Raw genomic sequence first — 17,047 nt, forward strand, 5'->3', positions numbered from 1 at the left:
ATTCCTTGTTTTTTGGGTTTCGATTCAGTGCGTCGGATTGATGAGGTCCCAGCCCTGTGTCACGACTTCGGCATAGATCTCGTCGGGGTAGAGACGGCCGAGCTCCTCGCTCAGACATTCTTCAATCGTGCGTGCAGGTACGCTGATGGTCTGGGGAGACTGTCCGGGCACGCTCTGCACGGCTACGCCGTCATCGGTGGAAGGGCGTTCCAAACTCAGCACGCCGTCGGCGCGGGTCAGATACACGCCTGTCACGGCCTTTGCGCCCGGAACGTCCTCGACGACCACCGGCACGTTCAGACGCAACCGTAGCCAAGCGGCCAGCAAATCCATTGGTAGGAAATCCTTCGGGCCGGTCACTCGCACGCTGCTTACCGGCAGATGCGGCGGCTGATCGAGCATGGAGGCAAGCATGGCGCGCCACACGGTCAGACGCGTCCACGACATATCCACGTTCTTCGACGACCAGTTGCGGCGCAGATCATCCATCGTGCGCATCGGATTCGATGAGTTCATCGCATCGGTAATGCGGCTGCGGGCCATCGAACCCAGCAGATCCTTCGACAGGTTCGCCGGAGCTTCGTTTGGCCACCAGGCCACGACCGGCGCATCCGGCACCAACAACGGAATCACCAACGTATCCGGATGATGCACCAGGCCACCGCGTGGCCGCAATACGATGATCTCACCTGCGCCGGCATCGGAGCCGAATCGCACTTCGGCGTCGAGGAAGGTGTGATGCCCTCCATCGGCATGCTCTTCGGTTTCCACCTTGCGTGAGCTCGGTGCGATGGCGATTACGCGGCATGGATGTTCGCGGCTGGCGCTGTTCGCCACTTCGAGATCATGCTCCAGCGACGCCTCGTTCGTGGAGATCAGCAGCGTGAGCACTCGACCCAAGGCGGCTTCGCCGCGCTCCTCGTGCAGTTCATCGATTTTCGCCGAAATCTCACGGGTCTCGGTGTCTTGCATGATGATGATCATGGCATCCTCCAACGGTGTCCGTCGCGGGCAAGCATCTCAACGGCCTCTTCCGGGCCCCACGTGCCGGAGCGATATGGTTGCGGCTGGCCGAGTGTGGACCAGAATTCCTCGATCGGATCGAGGATTTGCCAGCTCAGTTCCACCTCGCGTGTGGTCGGAAACAGCGGCGGATCGCCCAGCAGCACGTCGAGAATCAGACGTTCATAAGCTTCCGGTGAGGATTCGGTGAACGAGCGGCCATAACCGAAGTCCATCGACACATCGCGTACCTCCATGGAGGTGCCGCCAGGAACCTTCGAGCCGAAACGCATGGTCACGCCCTCGTCGGGCTGCACGCGGATCACAATCGCGTTCTTGCCGAGCTCCTTGGTGGCCGTCGATTCGAACGGCAGATGCGGGGCACGTTTGAACACCACGGCGATTTCCGTAACGCGCTTGCCCAGTCGTTTGCCGGTACGCAGATAGAACGGCACGCCGGCCCAACGGCGAGTATCGACGTCCAATCGGATCGCCGCATACGTTTCGGTGGTGGACGCCGGATCGATGCCCTTTTCGTCCAGATAGCCGACCACTTCGTGCGATCCCTGCCATCCAGCCGCATATTGGCCGCGAGCCGTATGCGCGGCCAGATCCTTCGGCAGGCGCACAGCGGAAAGCACCTTCGTCTTTTCGGCCGTCAGGTCGGCGGCGGAGAAGGAGACCGGCTCCTCCATGGCGGTCAACGCCATAAGCTGCAGCAAGTGGTTCTGGATGATGTCACGTGCTGCGCCGATGCCATCGTAATAGCCGGCGCGACCGGCCACGCCGATGTCTTCGGCATGCGTAATCTGCACGTGATCGACGTAGTTGTTGTTCCAGATCGGCTCGTACATGGCGTTTGCGAAGCGCAGCGCCAACATGTTCTGTACGGTTTCCTTGCCAAGGTAGTGGTCGATGCGGAATACGCTCGACGGGTCGAACACCTCGGAGACCACACGGTCAAGTTCCTTGGCGCTGGCCAGATCATGACCGAATGGCTTTTCGATGATCACACGACGCCAGGCGCCTTCCGAAGACTTCGCCAGGCCGCAGTCGGCCAGCTGGCGGGAGACCTGTGGAAATGCGCGTGGCGGCACCGACATATAGAAGGCGTGGTTGCCTCGGGTACCGCGGTCGCGGTCAAGTTCGGCCACGGTATCGGAAAGACGCTCGAACGCCTTCGGATCGTCGAACGTGCCCTGTACGAAGCGGATGCCGTCAGCCAGCTGCTTCCAAGTCGATTCCTTGAACGGCGTGCGGCAATGTGCCTCGACGTTTTCCTTGACGAACTCCTTGAAATGGTCCTCGGTCCAGTCGCGGCGCGCAAAGCCGGTCAGGCCGAAGCTCGGCGGCAACAAGCCGCGGTTAGCCAAGTCGTAGATTGCCGGAAGCAGTTTGTTACGTGACAGGTCGCCGGTTACGCCGAAGATCACGATGCTGCACGGTCCCGCGATGCGTGGAAGCCGCAGATCACGTGGATCTCGCAAAGGATTTGTCCACGTGCCGGAGGTGTCAAGCACGGATGAAACGGTTTCAGTCATGCAATTCATAGTAACGCGTGGATCCTCTCCATGTCATGACAATTCCAACAGTCAAGGTTTTGTGTCTTGTGGCTTCCCGCAAATCATCGGCGATTCGCGGAAAGCCGTTCCGAAAGTCACAGCGAATAGCGCAACCAGACCGCGCCGTCGTCATAAGGAGTGACGGATTCGAGTTTCAGGGCGACGGGCCTGTGGTTCATCGGCAGTCCATCGAAGGCGGCGGACATGCCTTTGCGGCCATCGATGCCGGGGCCGATCAGGATGCTCACCTCGTCGAGCAGTCCGGCGTCGAGAAATCCGCCGTTGATGGTGCCTCCGCCGACTACGGCCATGCGTTCCACGCCGAATTCCTCGTTGAGAATCTCGCTGGCGCGTGCCAGGTCGATGCGGTCGCGTCCCGTGGCGATCCACGAGATGTTGCGTGAATCCAGGAATGCCAGATAGTCCTCGGATACCTGCTCGCAGGTCAGGATCACCAGTGGCTTGGCGCTGCCGGAATCATCCGACCAGCTCAGCGTGCCTCTGGTGTCGGGAATCACGTTGTACCCTTCGGCATCGGTCTTCTTGGAGAAGGCCTCATGGCCGAGCGGCTTGCCGGTGCCGTGGAATTTCCCGGAGGCCATCTCCAGCTGTGCGGTGACGCGTCCGCTTACACGGGTCGGGGCGTTCAGCGCCGCCAGCGTCTCATAGTATTCATGATTGCCTGCCAGTCGCACGGTCATGCCGCAGTCGATGCGGCCATCGATCGACATCATCATGTGGCATACGATGTAAGGTTTGCTCATGGTGTTCTCGTTCCTTTCCCTTGGTATGCCTGGAAGCCTACGACAAAGTGTTTCGCATATCCAATGTCGATGAAACATGTCGATTCATGCAATTCCGTTATTGAATCTGTGTGGTTGAAGGCGTCTGATATCGTCCGGCATGACTCCTGCAATGCCAGCTGGAACACGGGGAACGGGCGTATGCGGAAGAAGAGGCGTTGAAGGGTGGGGTTGCCTAGCCCCTTCGTTTCGGATCGCCACCATTCATGAATGCGGCGAGGCGACGGGTCAGGCAGCGGGGGAGTACTCGTTCGGCGAGGGTGCCGGATTTCGTGAACATGCTGTGGTAGGCAAGTGTTCGACCCCGCAACATCTTGTGGTATGCATAGGTGGCGAGCTGACGGGCCGTGGCGGGTCTGGTCATGGTGAAGAAGTTACGTCCGCTCATTTTTGCGGCTTTCTCGAAACCGGTTGCGGTCGGACCGGGGCATACGCAGGTCACGGTCACGCCGGTGCCGCGCAGTTCATACGCCACCGCTTCGGACAGCGAACGTACGAACGCCTTTGACGCGAAATACATGGCCATATACGGTCCGGCCATCATGGAGGCGACTGATGAGACGTTGAGAATCCTCCCCGCACCGGCATCGCGCATGTCCCGCCCATATCGGTAGGTGAGTTCGGCCAGTGCGTTCATGTTGAGTTGCATCATCTCATGCTGTCGGCGCCAAGTGCCGTCCAGAAACCCAGTCCATTCACCGAATCCGGCGTTATTGACCAGATGGTCGATGATGAAGCCATGCGAGGTCGTGTAGTCGTACAGTTTCAGCGGGGCGTCGTTTTCGCTCAGATCGATGGCGAACGTTTCGACGTGCACGCCGTAACGTCGTTCTAGGAGGCTTTTCACCTCGGCGAGTGAGGTTCGATTCCTGGCCGTGATTACCAGATCGTGCCCATCCGCCGCGAACAGTGAGGCCAGCTCTCGCCCGATGCCACTGGATGCTCCTGTAATCAACGTGTATCCCATGCCAGCTCCTTCGTCCAGGCCACCTTGATCGTTGTATCACCACTATAGGTGGCGGATGCTTTCACCATCAAAGCCAAATAACCTTGGACACATACCCCCTAACCTTAGGATGAGTCGAAGAATCCGCCATCTATAAGCCAAATGGGTATCCGTCGATGGTGGGGTTGACCTGCATCTGGATGACCTTGTATGTTGTGAAGCGTGGATAAGTTCAAGACGCATTACGATTCGCCGATTGGCGGCATTACGATGATTGCGGACGGCGAAGCGCTACTGGGACTGTGGTTCGACGGGCATACGGAAGATGCTGACGATGACAATGCGGTATGGACGGACGACCTGCCGATTTTCGGACTCGCCTTTCGTTGGCTGGATGAATATTTCGCAGGGCGTAAGCCGAAAGTGCATGTGCCGATTCGACTGGAGGGTACGCCGTTTCGTGAGGAAATCTGGGCGTTGCTGCGGGAGGTCCCCTATGGCGAGACCGTTTCGTACGGTGAGCTTGCGCACCGGTTGGAATCGAAACATGCCGACGGCCGCAAGGTTTCGGCACGGGCTGTCGGCGGTGCGGTGCACCACAACCCGGTTGGCATCATAGTGCCATGCCACCGTGTCATCGGTGCTGACGGCAGTCTTACCGGTTATGCGGGCGGTCTCGATGTCAAAGCCCGGCTTCTCCGGCTTGAAGGTGTGCTGGAAAAGCCGGACTGATGACGAAGGGTCATAGACCGGCCTTGGCAATCCATTCACTGACCGCCTTGGCGGTTTTGTCGGCGTTGTTCTGCGCGTCGGTGCCTCGCACGGCAAGACCGGTCTTCACGATTGCGCCGGTGGCGTCAGCAATGTTGTTTGGGGTCGATCCCAAACCGCTACCTTCGTGCGTGCAGAACGGATGGATGGTCTTGCCCGCCCAATCGCGTCCTTCGAGGAACGTGTATATCGGCATCGGCGCATCGCCCCACCAGATTGGGTAACCGAGGAATATGGTGCCGGCCGATTCCAGGGCATCGGCGTCGCCGTTGAGCGTGATTTGCGGGCGGGCGTTGTCTCGTCGCTCGTCCTGTGCCACGCTGGTGGCCTCGTCATAGCCTTCCGGATAGGGTTCGTTGCGGGTGATCTCGATGAGCGGAGCGTCGGTCTCTTCGGCGATCGCCTCGGCAAGTTTCGCCGTGTTGCCGACTTTCACGTTGCCCACGCCGTAATTCTCGCCGGCGCGGGAAAAATACACCACTACCATGCTGCTTCCTTTCGATGAATTGGTTGCTGTTTGTCTGGATGATTCGGGCTTCGTATCGGGTATCGATCCGCATCCGCCGAGTGTGAGTGCGGTGATGCACAGACAGGTCGAAAGTGCTTTGCGAGCGTTCATGGTCTTCCGCCGTCCCAACGTCATGGGGCTTTCGTGGTCAGGCCAGTGACTGGATCGTGTCGAGATCCCTGAGCACGCGTTTGGGCTGGGCGGAGAGCGGGAAGTTTGCCTCGTCATGCACGCCGTCGAACGAGCCGGCCGCATCCGGCTCCAAGCCTTCGAACAGGGGAGACAGGTCGGCTTGTGCCGGGCCTTGCTCGGCGATAAGCTCCAACGTTTTGTGGTCGGCTTCGTCGCTGCCCAGCGCCGACACCAGTACGCGCGCAATCTGTGCGCGTGCGACTGCGCCGTCTTCGGGACTTGCGTGACGATGCGTGTCACCCTGCAGGAATACGAGTCGTTGCTGGTCGGAATCGTTGTAGTCGAACCAGCCGGGGCGCACGATGGTGTATTCGTTGCCGCTGGTGCGCACCAGACGTTCGGAACGTCGTTTCCAATCGTGCGCCTGATAGTCACGGTTGTATTTCGAATCCATGTAGGTCACGCCGATCGCCGTCATCAGGGCGATGCGCACCTTACGCCCATCCAAGGCGAGCAGGGTGTTGCGCACCGCGCCGTAATCGATCTTTTCGATCATCGAAGGACCGTCGTGCGCACCCATGGTGAATACGATGCCATTGATGCCGTCCAATGCGCTTTTCAGTGATTCGATGCTGGTCAAATCGCCTTCGAACATGTTTACACGGGCATCAAAGTGTGCGCGACTTGTGTCACGCACCAAGGCGCGCACCTGATAGCCCTGGGCCAATCCTTCTGCCACGGCTAGCCGCCCGATGCTGCCGGTTGCACCGACAAATAGAACATGGGTTGGTTTGGTCATTTCAATTCCTCCGATGATGAGCGCTGCGTACTGCTGTCATCGTATGGTCGGAAGGAAGATATAACAAATACAAATCAGCAATAGTAATTAATCGAAAAAATGCATATACTTAATGTGTTGATGCATAGTGGGCGGCGGAACGAGACGATTATGGAAATCAAAATATTGCGCAATTTTATCGCGGTAGTGCAGGAAGAGGGCGTCACCGCCGCCTCCGACGTACTGCGTATCAGCCAGCCGGCGTTGTCTCGGCAGATCAAAGACCTGGAAGAAGAGATGGGTGCCACGCTGTTCGTACGAGGCAATCGTGGGCGTGCGTTGGAGCTGACGCATGAAGGGCAACTGCTGTACCGGCGTGCGCGCGAAATCGTGGAGCTCGCTGACCGCACCAAATCCGAAATCGCTTCTGGCGAGGAGATTGAGGGCGACGTGCATATCGCGGCCGCTCAATCTTCGGTCATGGATGTGCTTGCCAAGGCCGCCGTGCATGTTCGGGAGCTGCATCCCGGCATCCGTGTGCAGCTGCATGATGACTACGGCGAAAACATCGTGGAACGGCTTAACAATGGGTTGGCCGATTTCGGTGTGCTCGTGCAGCCGACCGATATGGGCCGCTATGACCATTTTCCGTTGCCGGGCGGAGATCAGATGGGCGTGCTCATGCGATCGGACGATCCGTTGGTGGCGAAGGATGGGATCCGTGCCGAAGACCTGCAGGGATTGCCGATGATCGTACCGAAGGGCGCGTTGGTCAGGCGTGACCTGTCGGGTTGGTATGGTGCCGATTTAAGGCCTTACCACATCGTCGGCACCATGAATCTGGCCTATAACGCCAGCCGATTCGTGCGTGCCGGATACGGCTATGCCATGAGCCTCGGAGGATTGGTGGACACGGGCGAGGGAAGCGGACTATGTTTCCGTCCGTTTGACCCACCCGTACATGTCGCGCTCCATATGGCGTGGAAGAAGGACCAGCCGCTTACCCCGTCCGCACAGGCCTTCCTTACCTGTGTACGCGAGGTGGTGGCGAAGATGGCCGAAGGCTAGGTGGGTGTTCCGGGACGGAGGAATCCGCCATCCGGCCGGGGCTACTCCTGCTGCTCGTTCGGATCGAGCATCTTGATGACCTTTGCGGGGGTTCCTACGGCGACCCCATAGTCGGGAACGTCTTTGGTGACGACGGCGCCGGCGCCGACCACCGCGTATTCACCGATGGTCACACCGGGGCAGATGGTTACGTTCATGCCGATCCACGCGTTTTTCTTGATGGTCACCCTGCCATAGGTATACATGGAATGGCGCGCGTTGAAATCATGGTTGATGGTCGCGATGCGAACGCCCGGCGCCACTTGTACTCCGTCGCCGAACTCAATGCCGCCCGAAGCGGACAGGATGGCGGAATGATTGATGAACACGCCTTTGCCAAACGTCACGCGGTTGCCGAAGTCGCAGGTGAACGGCGTCAGGATGCGCACATCGTCGAGCTTGCGGCCGAACAGCTCCTCGAGATGACCGACGTAGCTTGGGTCGTCGGGCAGGGTTGCGTTCGCTTTCGCGCACAGCGTACGGGCGCGCATCATCTCGTCGACCGCCTCTTTGAAGTACGGTTCGCGGTTGTCGGTCGGACCGCCTTGGTCCATCAGTTCGTATACATGGCCTTTGCCGTATTCCATCATGAAATCCTTCGAATCGTATTTTGCCGATGTTGGTGCGGACCTCATTATGGAACCGAAATCGCAGGCAAACCAATGTGCGTGATGGGCGCGTTGACATGCGTTTTATGCATGCCAACGCAAATCCATGCCTGACGACCGAGGCGGATGCCGGACGAGAGTCAGTCGACCAGCGCCGCCGGATACTGGGCGACGGCCTGATCGATCTGCGCCTCGGTGGAGGTGGCGACGCCCTGAATCAGGAACGGCTTGAGATACGTGGCATGCACGTGGCGGAACGTCGTTTCGAACGGGGAGAGCAGCTCCTCCATGGTACGTACGTGGCTGCCTTCACGGGTATACGAATCCGCCGGAGAACCGGTGGAGACGGCCACCATGAATTCCTTACCTTCCAGTGCGTGTCCACCGCCATACGCCCAACCGGCCTGCAGCACCGCATCCTCCCATTGTTTGAGCAATGCGGGGGAGCTATACCAATAGAAGGGGAATTGCAGCACGATACGGTCATGCGATTCGATGAGCTTCTGCTCGCGCTCCACATTGATGTGGAAATCCGGATATTCGGCATACTCGTCGATTACGGTTACGTCACCGGTCTCATTGGCGATGTCCATGAGCTTGCGATTGACCTGCGACTTTTCCAGATGCGGATGGAACACCAGTACCAGCGTCTTCATCGATACTCCTTAGCTTTGCGAGTCCACAGTGGTGGATTCATATATGAGCATAGTAGGGTGGCCGCCCTTATTAAACCCGTCATAAGCAGCGTCGATAGTCGATGGGCGTTTGTGCGACGATGGTGCCATTAGTGTGATTCTCGAAGGATTCGTCGGGCGCGATGATGAAGGAGGAGATGCCGGTGCGGCAGGGGGAAGGCGTGAAGACCAGGGCCTTGCGGGCCGCCGTGCCCAAGGTGCTGCCGATTTGCATTAGCTTCTTTTTCCTTGCCATGTCGTATGGCCTGCTGATGGGCACCCGGGGTTTCTCGTTCCTGTGGCCCATGTGCATGAGTGCGTTCATCTTTACGGGCTCCATGGAATTCGTTACCGTGAACCTGCTGGTCTCCGCCTTCAATCCCCTCGCCACACTGATGCTTGCGGTGATGATGGGCACCCGTCATGTGTTTTACGGCATCTCCATGCTTGGCAGATTCAAGAGCATGGGGCTGAAGAAGCCGTACCTTATCTACGCCATGTGCGATGAAACCTTCGCCGTCAACAATAGCGTACGGATTCCCGATGGTGTGGATCGTGGCTGGTTTTACTTCTTCGTATCGCTGCTCGATCAGTCATCATGGGTCCTTGGAGCCACCGTCGGCGGCATCGTCGGCGGACGGCTGACCTTCGATACCTCCGGATTGGATTTCGTGATGACCGCGTTGTTCGTGGTCATCTTCGTGGACCAGTGGATGAATTCGAAGCGCAGAAGTCATATGGCCGCTTTGACCGGCATCGTCGTGCCGGTCATCTGTCTGGCGCTGTTCGGAGCCGACGATTTCATGATTCCCTCGTTGCTCGCCATGCTGGTGATGTTTCTCATGGTCCGGCCGTATCTTGGCGATTTGAAAACCGACGGGGGATTCGACGAACGGGAGAATCGCGCGAGATGATCATGACTACCTGGCAGGGCGTCGTAACTGTGCTGATGGCGGTGCTCGGCACCGTCGTCACTCGATTCCTGCCGTTCCTGCTGTTCCCCGAATCCAAACAACCGCCACGTGTCATTGAGTATCTTGGCAAAGTGTTGCCGTATGCCATGACCGGCCTGCTTGTCGTCTATTCGTTGAAGGGAGTACAGCCGCTTTCCGGCAACCACGGCATTCCCGAGGCGATCGCCATCATCGTGATCGTGTTGCTGCACCTATGGAAGAGGAACATGCTGCTGTCGATTGCGGGCGGCACCATCGTCTACATGCTGCTCATCCAACTGACATTCGTCGCGTAGATGCGAGCATGATGTGGTGTGGCGCTGTCATCATCGAACGAGTGTGGCGACAGGGCGGTCCGTAACAATTGCGGGCCATCCCGTCCATAGCCCCCTGGCATGTCCCATATCGTGAGAAGTAACTCAGAAATACATTTCTCTCGCTTACGCTGTTGCCTTAGCCACAAGCAAGAAGGGTTCGATTACTCGAATCCGGCTAAACCCAACAGTTAATTGAGAGAGAACGATAATGACTAGTGCAGCAAGCACTGCCGGCGCCCAGGTCCCTGCGCCCGGCAAGCTGGAGTTCAAGGATGACTATACGCCGGAAGAGGCGCAACGCGTCATTCGCAATTCGAAAGGCCTACCGGTCGGCGTGAAGCCGAAGATGGTATGGACTTGGCCAAAGGCCTTGCTGTGGGCCGCCATTTCCATTGTGTGCGCCATTGGCTGGGCCATTCTGGCCGTGTCCCGTGGCGAGCAGATCAGCGCCATCTGGTTCGTGGTCGTGGCCATCTGCTCCTATGCCATCGCATACCGTTTCTATGCGTATTACATTCAGATTAGAATCATGCGCACCGATGACGCGAACGCCACCCCGGCCGAGCGTGTGCATGATGGCGCCAACTTCGAACGCGCCGATCGCCGCGTACTTTTCGGACAGCACTTCGCCGGCATTTCCGGCGCGGGCCCGCTCGTCGGCCCGATTCTGGCCGCTCAGATGGGTTATCTGCCGTCCGTGCTGTGGATCATTCTCGGCGTGATCTTCGCCGGTGCCGTGCAGGACATGCTCATGCTGTGGATTTCCGCCAAGCGCCGCGGCCGTTCCTTCGGCCAGATGGCCGCCGACGAGATGGGCAAGTTCGGTGGCATGGTGCTGTCGATCTTCCTGGTCGTCATGACCGCCATCGCCATGGCGTTCCTCGCCCTTGTGGCCATCAAGGCCATGGCCGCCTCGCCGTGGGCCGTGTTCTCCATCGGCATGACCATCCCGATCGCACTGATCATGGGTTGCTACCAGCGCTTCCTGCGTCCGGGACGCGTCATCGAAACCACTGTCCTCGGCTTCGTGCTGCTCGTGCTTGACATCGTGGCCGGTGGCTGGATCGCCGATTCCCCGGTGCTTGCTCCGATCTTCACCCTGTCCGCCAAGGAACTGGTCATCGCTCTGGTGATCTACTCCTTCTGCGCGGCCGCTCTGCCGCACTGGTTGCTTGTCACTCCGCGAGACTATCTGTCCACCTTGATGAAGATCGGCACCTTGGTGCTGCTCGTCATCGGCATCATCATCGCCAATCCGTCAGTCAAGGTGCCGGGTCTGACCGAGCTCGCCTCCACGTCGACCGGGCCGACCTTCTCCGGCAACCTGTTCCCGTTCCTATTCATCACCATCGCCTGCGGTGCCCTTTCCGGCTTCCACGGCGCAGTGAGCTCCGGCCTGACCCCGAAGGCCCTGGAGAAGGAGAACCAGATCCGCATGATCGGCTACGGCTCCATGCTGGTCGAATCCTTCACCGCCGTCATCGCACTGATTGCGGCCATCACCATTTCCCAGGGCGTGTACTTCTCCACCAACATGTCCGCAGCCCAGATCTCCGCCGCTTCCGGTGTGACCATCACTTCCACCTCCACCGCCGACGAGCAGGCCGATGCCGCCGTCAAGGCAGTGGGTTCGATGAAGGTCTCCGACATCGAAGGCAACCAGATGAAGGTCACCTGGGATTCCGAGGACTCCAACGGCGACGTCAAGACCTATGAAGGCGCCGAGGCCCTGAAGCAGGCCGCTTCCGATATCGGTGAGAAGTCCATCGTGTCCCGTACCGGTGGCGCCACCACCTTCGCCATGGGCATGGCCTCCTTCCTGAAGTCCTATCTCGGTGGACAGAACTCCATGGCCTTCTGGTACCACTTCGCCATCATGTTCGAAGCGCTGTTCATTCTCACCACCGTCGACAACGGCACCCGCGTCGCCCGCTATCAGATCGGCGAGATGCTTGCCAACGCCAAGAGGCTCAAGAAGTTCGGCGATCCGACTTGGCGTCCGGGCAACATCATCACTACGCTGATCGCCACTGCGTTGTGGGGCACCATGCTGTACATGGGCGTTTCCGACGCCAACGGCGGCATCAATGCCATGGTTCCGATCTTCGGCATCTCCAACCAGCTACTTGCCGCCGCCTGCTTCATGTTGGTGACGGTATGCGTGGTCAAGATGGGCCGCGCCAAGTACGCATGGATTCCGGTCGTGCCGCTGGTGTGGGACGTGGCCGTGACTTTCACCGCCGACTTCCAGAAGATCTTCGATTCCAAGATCGGCTATTTCGCCGCGGCCAAGACCTGGCAGACCAAGATCGACTCCGGAGAACTGACTGGCGAGGCATTGGCCAATGCCAAGGCATCGCTGTCCAACGCCTATCTCGACGGCGTGCTGTCCGTGTTCTTCTTCATCATGATGGCCACTTTCCTGATTTGCGGCGTCGTGGTAATCGTGAAGACCCTCAAGGCGGGCAAGTTCGGTGTGGAAACCACGTCCGAGGATCCGTTCGTCGAATCCGAATGGTTCGCTCCGTCCAGCCTGATCGCCACATCTCTCGAGAAGAAAGTCGCCCGCGAGTATGCGGCCAAGTCCTATGAGCTGGCCCACGAAAGCAAGGCGGCCGCCTGATGTCGCGACGGTTGGTGGCGACGCTGTCCAAGGCGTGGCGTGGTCTGGTACATGCGGGAGATCAGCGGCGAAGCAAGATACGATCATTATCTTGAGCACTTCGCCGCCGAACATCCCGATGAACGGCCATTGAGCGAGAAGGAGTTCCTGCTCGCCCGCGAAGCCTATGACAGGGAGCATCCCAACACCAGCTGCTGTTGCTGACAAGGCATGATGAGCGTCCCCGTTTCCCGATTTGGGAACGGGGACGCTTCCATATGGTGGACGATTGCATGCGGATACGCACTGAATTCGGTGCAACGAGATTGATGGCAACCGTCGTTTCATCATGAACCATTCGGGCTCTGACACGCGTTCCTTGCCTGTCTGTAGGCTGGAAACATGTCTTTCTTCGATATGTTTGGCCCCCTGTTCGATCCTTCGGAAGGTGCGAACCGTTCCGACAGGCAACGTTCCTCGAATGATGATCCGATCATCCTCAATGTCGAGACCGATGGCGACACCACTTCGCGGTCCGGTTCGAGCGTGCCTCCGAAAGGTCCTTCCCGTCCGCGTATCGCCCGGCGTCCCAACCGCCCCCGAAAAGGAGCATCGCGCGGCAACAAGATTCTCATCGGCATAGTTCTGGCCTTGGCCATCGTCGTCGGCCTGTTTTTCGCATTGGCGCAGTTCATCACCGATGTCATGTGGTACGACCAACTTGGTTTCCAAAGTGTGATATGGACGCAGCTGGGCACCAGGATCGGTCTGTGGATCGCCTATGCGCTGTTGCTTGCCGGTGTCAGCTTCATATCCGCAACCTTGGCGATTCGGGCGCGTCCGGACGCAGCCGACGGCTCCACCATCCGTGTCAAGGGCGACACCATCGAAATAGGCAAGGGCGTGAGTTCCAGAAACGCCCGTCGCGTGGCCGTGGTCGTCTCGCTGATCGTAGGCCTGATCTTCGGTGCACAGTTCAACTCGAACTGGTCCGAAATCCTGCTCATGTTCAATGCGCAGAGCTTTGGTACCACCGATCCGCAATTCGGACTTGACAACGGCTTCTACGTGTTCGTGCTGCCTGGACTGCGTCTGATCATGTCGGCCGTATCGCTGTTGTTGCTCGCCGGCATCATTTTCTCCGTCATCACGCATGTGCTCATGGGCGGCATCCGCATCACCATGCCGGTCAACGGCCGTGGTCTGTTTAACATCACCAAGCGTGCCCGCCGTCAGATCGGCATCTGGCTGATGCTCAACATGTTCGCTTGGGCCGCCAACCAGGTGGTCGGTGTGTTCTCCACCCTCACGACGGAGGGTAGTCGCATTACCGGCGCGACCTACACCACGGTGAACGCCACCATTCCGGTCACCTTCGTCATGGCCGCCATCACCGTCATCCTCGGTGTGGTGTTGGGCATATGGATTATGAAATCCCATGCTCTGGAAGGCCAGGCTCCTATCGCTGTGCGTGCCTCCGAAGCGTTGAAGGCGTGGAAGGTGCCGACCGTGGCCATCGCATCCGCCGTTGTCGTCAGCCTGGTGCTCACCGTTGCATGGCCCATGCTGTTGCAGCGTTTCCGTGTCAATCCGAACGCGCAGGAGATGGAATCCACCTACATCCAGCGCAACATTGACGCCACTCGCGTTGCTTACGGCCTGAACAAAGTGAAGACCGAGCAATATAAGGCCACCACCGAAGGCGAGGCCGGCGCGTTGGCCGATTCCGCCGAATCCACCGCGCAGATCCGACTGCTTGACCCGCAGATCGTCTCGCCGACCTTCAAGCAGCTGCAGCAGTCCAAGCAGTACTACACCTTTGCCGACACGCTGTCGGTCGACAAATATGAGGTGGACGGTGTGAGCCAAGACACCGTCATCGCGGCCCGCGAACTTGATCTTGACGGCCTTGACAACCGTAATTGGGTGAATGACCATACCGTATACACGCACGGTTATGGCGTGGTCGCCGCCTATGGCAACAAGGTGACCAGCGATGGCCAGCCGAAGTTCTTCGAATCCGGCATCCCCAACCAAGGCAAACTGACGGATTCCGAACAATACGAGCCACGCATCTATTTCTCCCCGAACGCCTCCGAATACTCCATCGTGGGCGCTCCTGATGGCACCAAATCCTGGGAATTCGACTACCCGACCGGCTCTGAAGGTGCCACCAACACCTTCAAGGGCGATGGTGGTCCGAAGATCGGCAACATCTTCTCCCGTCTGCTGTATGCGATTCGTTTCGGTTCCGATCAGATTCTCTTCTCCGATCGTGTGAACGCCAATTCGCAGATTCTCTACGATCGTTCCCCGAAGGAACGCGTGGCCAAGGTCGCTCCGTACCTGACCCTTGACGGCCGCGTGTATCCTGCCGTGGTCGACGGGCGTGTGAAGTGGATCGTCGACGGCTACACCACCTCCGATGCCTACCCATACTCGCAGATGACCGATTTGGGAGATGCGACCAAGGACTCCACCACGGAGACCTCGTCCACCGTCACGGGTTTGAATTCGCAGAACGCCAACTATATCCGTAATTCGGTGAAGGCCACCGTCGACGCCTATGACGGTTCGGTGGATCTGTATGTGTGGGACGAATCCGATCCGGTCATCAAGGCATGGGAACAGATCTTCCCCGGCCAGTACCATCAGCTTTCCGAAATCTCCGGCGATCTGATGAGTCACCTGCGTTATCCGGAAAGTCTGTTCAAGGTACAGCGTGAGCTGCTCGCCAAGTATCATGTGTCTTCCGCGAACCAGTTCTTCTCCGGCGAGGACTTCTGGCAGACCCCGGTCGATCCGACCGAATCGCAGCAAGCCCAGCAGCGTGACATTCTGCAGCCGCCGTATTATCTGACCTTGCAGACCGGCGGATCCAACGAGCCGGTGTTCTCGCTCACCTCATCGTATATTCCGGCAGGTTCCTCGACACGAGAGATCCTGACCGGCTTCCTGTCGGTCGATTCCGATGCAGGCAACGAGAAGGGCAAAATCGGTTCGAACTATGGCACCATCCGATTGCAGGAGTTGCCGAAGGACTCCAATGTGCCCGGTCCGGGACAGGCACAGAACAACTTCAACGCCTCGGCAGACGTATCCAAGGAATTGAACCTGCTCGAATCCGGTTCCACCAACGTTCAGCGAGGCAATCTCCTCACCTTGCCGCTTGGCGGTGGTCTGGTGTACGTCCAGCCGGTGTACGTGAAATCCTCCGGTTCCACGAGCTTCCCGCTCCTGAAGAAGGTGCTTGTGGCCTTCGGTGATCAGGTCGGGTTCGCCAACACCTTGGACGAGGCGCTTGATCAGGTGTTCGGCGGCAATTCCGGAGCATCCGCCGGTGACGCCGAGAACGTCGAAGGCGGTACTTCGTCCGGTAAGACGGATGGCAAAACCGACTCCAGCGGCCAGCAGGGTGATACCTCGCAAGGCGGATCCACGGATTCGAGCACCGGAAATGACACGAGCGGCACGGCAAGCGGCGATTTGAAGAACGCGCTGAACGATGCCGCCCAAGCAATGAAGGATTCCGACGCCGCCATGAAGAAGGGTGACTGGAGCGCCTACGGTGAGGCGCAGAAGAAGCTGCAGGAAGCCTTGAACAAGGCCATCGAACTCGAGCAGTAGCTTCCCTGTGCGTCTTTTCGGAGAGGAGTCGTGTCCGCGAGTGTGGATGCGGCTCCTCTTTCGTTATTCGGGAACGCTATGGTAGGCAACCATGACCGAATATACCTATCGAATCGCCGGTGAGCACGACCTCAGGGCCATCACCGACATCTATAATGCTGCCGTCATCGCCGGCGGTTCCTCAGCCGACCTTTCACCGCGCACCCTTGAACAACGCAAGGTCTGGGTCGAATCGCACCAAGATCCATATGCGGTGTTCGTCGTCGAAGCGGCGGATGACGACGGTAACCCGCAGACGGTCGGTTTCGGTGCGTTGTCCGTGTTCTATGACCGTGCCGGCTACGACGGCGTCACCGATCTGGCCTACTACGTCGATCCTGCATGGCAGGGCAAGGGCGTGGGTACCTACACCCTGACGAAGCTGCTTGAGGAATGCCGCAAGCGTAATATGCGCAAGGCCTGCGGCATCATCTTCGCCGACAATGCCGGCTCCATCGCGCTGATGAGGCGTTTCGGCTTCACTCAATTCGGCCTGATGCCGGCGGCCGCCACCGATTCCACCGGCACCATGCGTGACATGAGTTACTGGTATCTCGACCTGTAAGTACAATTTTCCCGGTCAACGACAGAGGAAACAGTAGAACGGGAACGTAGGAA

16 protein-coding genes are annotated in these 17,047 nt (G+C 58.7%); 8 read left to right on the forward strand and 8 right to left on the reverse strand.

The window, feature by feature from the left end:
• Window positions 1-24: 24 nt before the first annotated feature.
• From BBDE_RS04125 to BBDE_RS04140, 4 genes are all read right to left on the reverse strand, one after another.
• On the reverse strand, window positions 25-984 hold the full coding sequence (locus BBDE_RS04125) for a glucose-6-phosphate dehydrogenase assembly protein OpcA (RefSeq protein WP_003840651.1): 960 nt from the start codon (window positions 982-984) through the stop codon (window positions 25-27).
• Window positions 981-2,552 carry a glucose-6-phosphate dehydrogenase gene (gene zwf / locus BBDE_RS04130; protein WP_033489263.1) on the reverse strand — a complete coding sequence of 524 codons (1,572 nt, stop codon included), beginning with the start codon at window positions 2,550-2,552 and terminating at the stop codon, window positions 981-983. The genes BBDE_RS04125 and zwf overlap by 4 nt, the downstream gene beginning before the upstream one ends.
• A gap of 107 nt (window positions 2,553-2,659) precedes the next feature.
• Window positions 2,660-3,328, reverse strand: coding sequence for a RibD family protein (locus BBDE_RS04135; RefSeq protein WP_012902061.1), 669 nt, complete (start codon window positions 3,326-3,328; stop codon window positions 2,660-2,662).
• 214 nt (window positions 3,329-3,542) lie between these two features.
• Window positions 3,543-4,334: an SDR family NAD(P)-dependent oxidoreductase gene (locus tag BBDE_RS04140; protein WP_003840645.1), complete on the reverse strand. Its 792-nt coding sequence runs from the start codon at window positions 4,332-4,334 to the stop codon at window positions 3,543-3,545.
• Window positions 4,335-4,535: 201 nt separating this feature from the next.
• Here BBDE_RS04140 and BBDE_RS04145 point away from each other — a divergent pair, with 201 nt between their 5' ends.
• Complete coding sequence (locus tag BBDE_RS04145) at window positions 4,536-5,045, forward strand: methylated-DNA--[protein]-cysteine S-methyltransferase (RefSeq protein WP_003840644.1); 510 nt, start codon at window positions 4,536-4,538, stop codon at window positions 5,043-5,045.
• 10 nt (window positions 5,046-5,055) lie between these two features.
• On the opposite strand, the gene BBDE_RS04150 is transcribed toward BBDE_RS04145, so the two are convergent.
• The gene (locus tag BBDE_RS04150) at window positions 5,056-5,571 is read right to left on the reverse strand and encodes a flavodoxin (RefSeq protein WP_003840640.1); all 516 of its coding nucleotides are present in this window, start codon (window positions 5,569-5,571) and stop codon (window positions 5,056-5,058) included.
• A 169-nt stretch (window positions 5,572-5,740) separates the two neighbouring features.
• On the reverse strand, window positions 5,741-6,523 hold the full coding sequence (locus BBDE_RS04160; protein WP_003840638.1) for an SDR family oxidoreductase: 783 nt from the start codon (window positions 6,521-6,523) through the stop codon (window positions 5,741-5,743).
• A gap of 150 nt (window positions 6,524-6,673) precedes the next feature.
• On the opposite strand from BBDE_RS04160, the gene BBDE_RS04165 reads away from it, so the two are divergent.
• Window positions 6,674-7,570: a LysR family transcriptional regulator gene (locus tag BBDE_RS04165; RefSeq protein WP_003844161.1), complete on the forward strand. Its 897-nt coding sequence runs from the start codon at window positions 6,674-6,676 to the stop codon at window positions 7,568-7,570.
• Window positions 7,571-7,611: 41 nt separating this feature from the next.
• Here the strand turns inward: BBDE_RS04165 and BBDE_RS04170 are convergent, their stop codons facing one another.
• Window positions 7,612-8,196, reverse strand: coding sequence for a sugar O-acetyltransferase (locus BBDE_RS04170; protein WP_033489265.1), 585 nt, complete (start codon window positions 8,194-8,196; stop codon window positions 7,612-7,614).
• 161 nt (window positions 8,197-8,357) lie between these two features.
• On the reverse strand, window positions 8,358-8,873 hold the full coding sequence (locus BBDE_RS04175) for an NAD(P)H-dependent oxidoreductase (RefSeq protein ID WP_003840634.1): 516 nt from the start codon (window positions 8,871-8,873) through the stop codon (window positions 8,358-8,360).
• A gap of 161 nt (window positions 8,874-9,034) precedes the next feature.
• Between BBDE_RS04175 and BBDE_RS04180 the strand changes: the two genes are divergently transcribed.
• The 6 genes from BBDE_RS04180 to BBDE_RS04200 all read left to right on the forward strand — a co-directional run bounded on the left by BBDE_RS04180 (window position 9,035) and on the right by BBDE_RS04200 (window position 16,994).
• Complete coding sequence (locus tag BBDE_RS04180; RefSeq protein ID WP_003840632.1) at window positions 9,035-9,805, forward strand: AzlC family ABC transporter permease; 771 nt, start codon at window positions 9,035-9,037, stop codon at window positions 9,803-9,805.
• Window positions 9,802-10,140 (forward strand): branched-chain amino acid transporter permease, encoded by a 339-nt coding sequence (locus BBDE_RS04185; protein WP_003840631.1) that lies wholly within the window; start codon window positions 9,802-9,804, stop codon window positions 10,138-10,140. Before BBDE_RS04180 ends, BBDE_RS04185 begins: the two co-directional genes overlap by 4 nt.
• 229 nt (window positions 10,141-10,369) lie before the next feature.
• The gene (locus tag BBDE_RS04190; protein WP_003840629.1) at window positions 10,370-12,784 is read left to right on the forward strand and encodes a carbon starvation CstA family protein; all 2,415 of its coding nucleotides are present in this window, start codon (window positions 10,370-10,372) and stop codon (window positions 12,782-12,784) included.
• Between the two features lie 51 nt (window positions 12,785-12,835).
• Window positions 12,836-12,988: a CstA-like transporter-associated (seleno)protein gene (locus tag BBDE_RS11030; protein WP_074696000.1), complete on the forward strand. Its 153-nt coding sequence runs from the start codon at window positions 12,836-12,838 to the stop codon at window positions 12,986-12,988.
• A gap of 177 nt (window positions 12,989-13,165) precedes the next feature.
• Window positions 13,166-16,390, forward strand: a complete 3,225-nt coding sequence (locus tag BBDE_RS04195) for a UPF0182 family membrane protein (RefSeq protein WP_003840626.1) — start codon at window positions 13,166-13,168, stop codon at window positions 16,388-16,390.
• 91 nt (window positions 16,391-16,481) lie between these two features.
• A complete protein-coding gene (locus BBDE_RS04200) occupies window positions 16,482-16,994 on the forward strand; it encodes a GNAT family N-acetyltransferase (RefSeq protein ID WP_003840624.1) in 513 nt (170 codons plus the stop codon).
• Window positions 16,995-17,047 lie beyond the last annotated feature (53 nt).

Origin of the sequence: Bifidobacterium dentium JCM 1195 = DSM 20436 (assembly GCF_001042595.1) — a bacterium.
GTDB lineage: Bacteria > Actinomycetota > Actinomycetes > Actinomycetales > Bifidobacteriaceae > Bifidobacterium > Bifidobacterium dentium.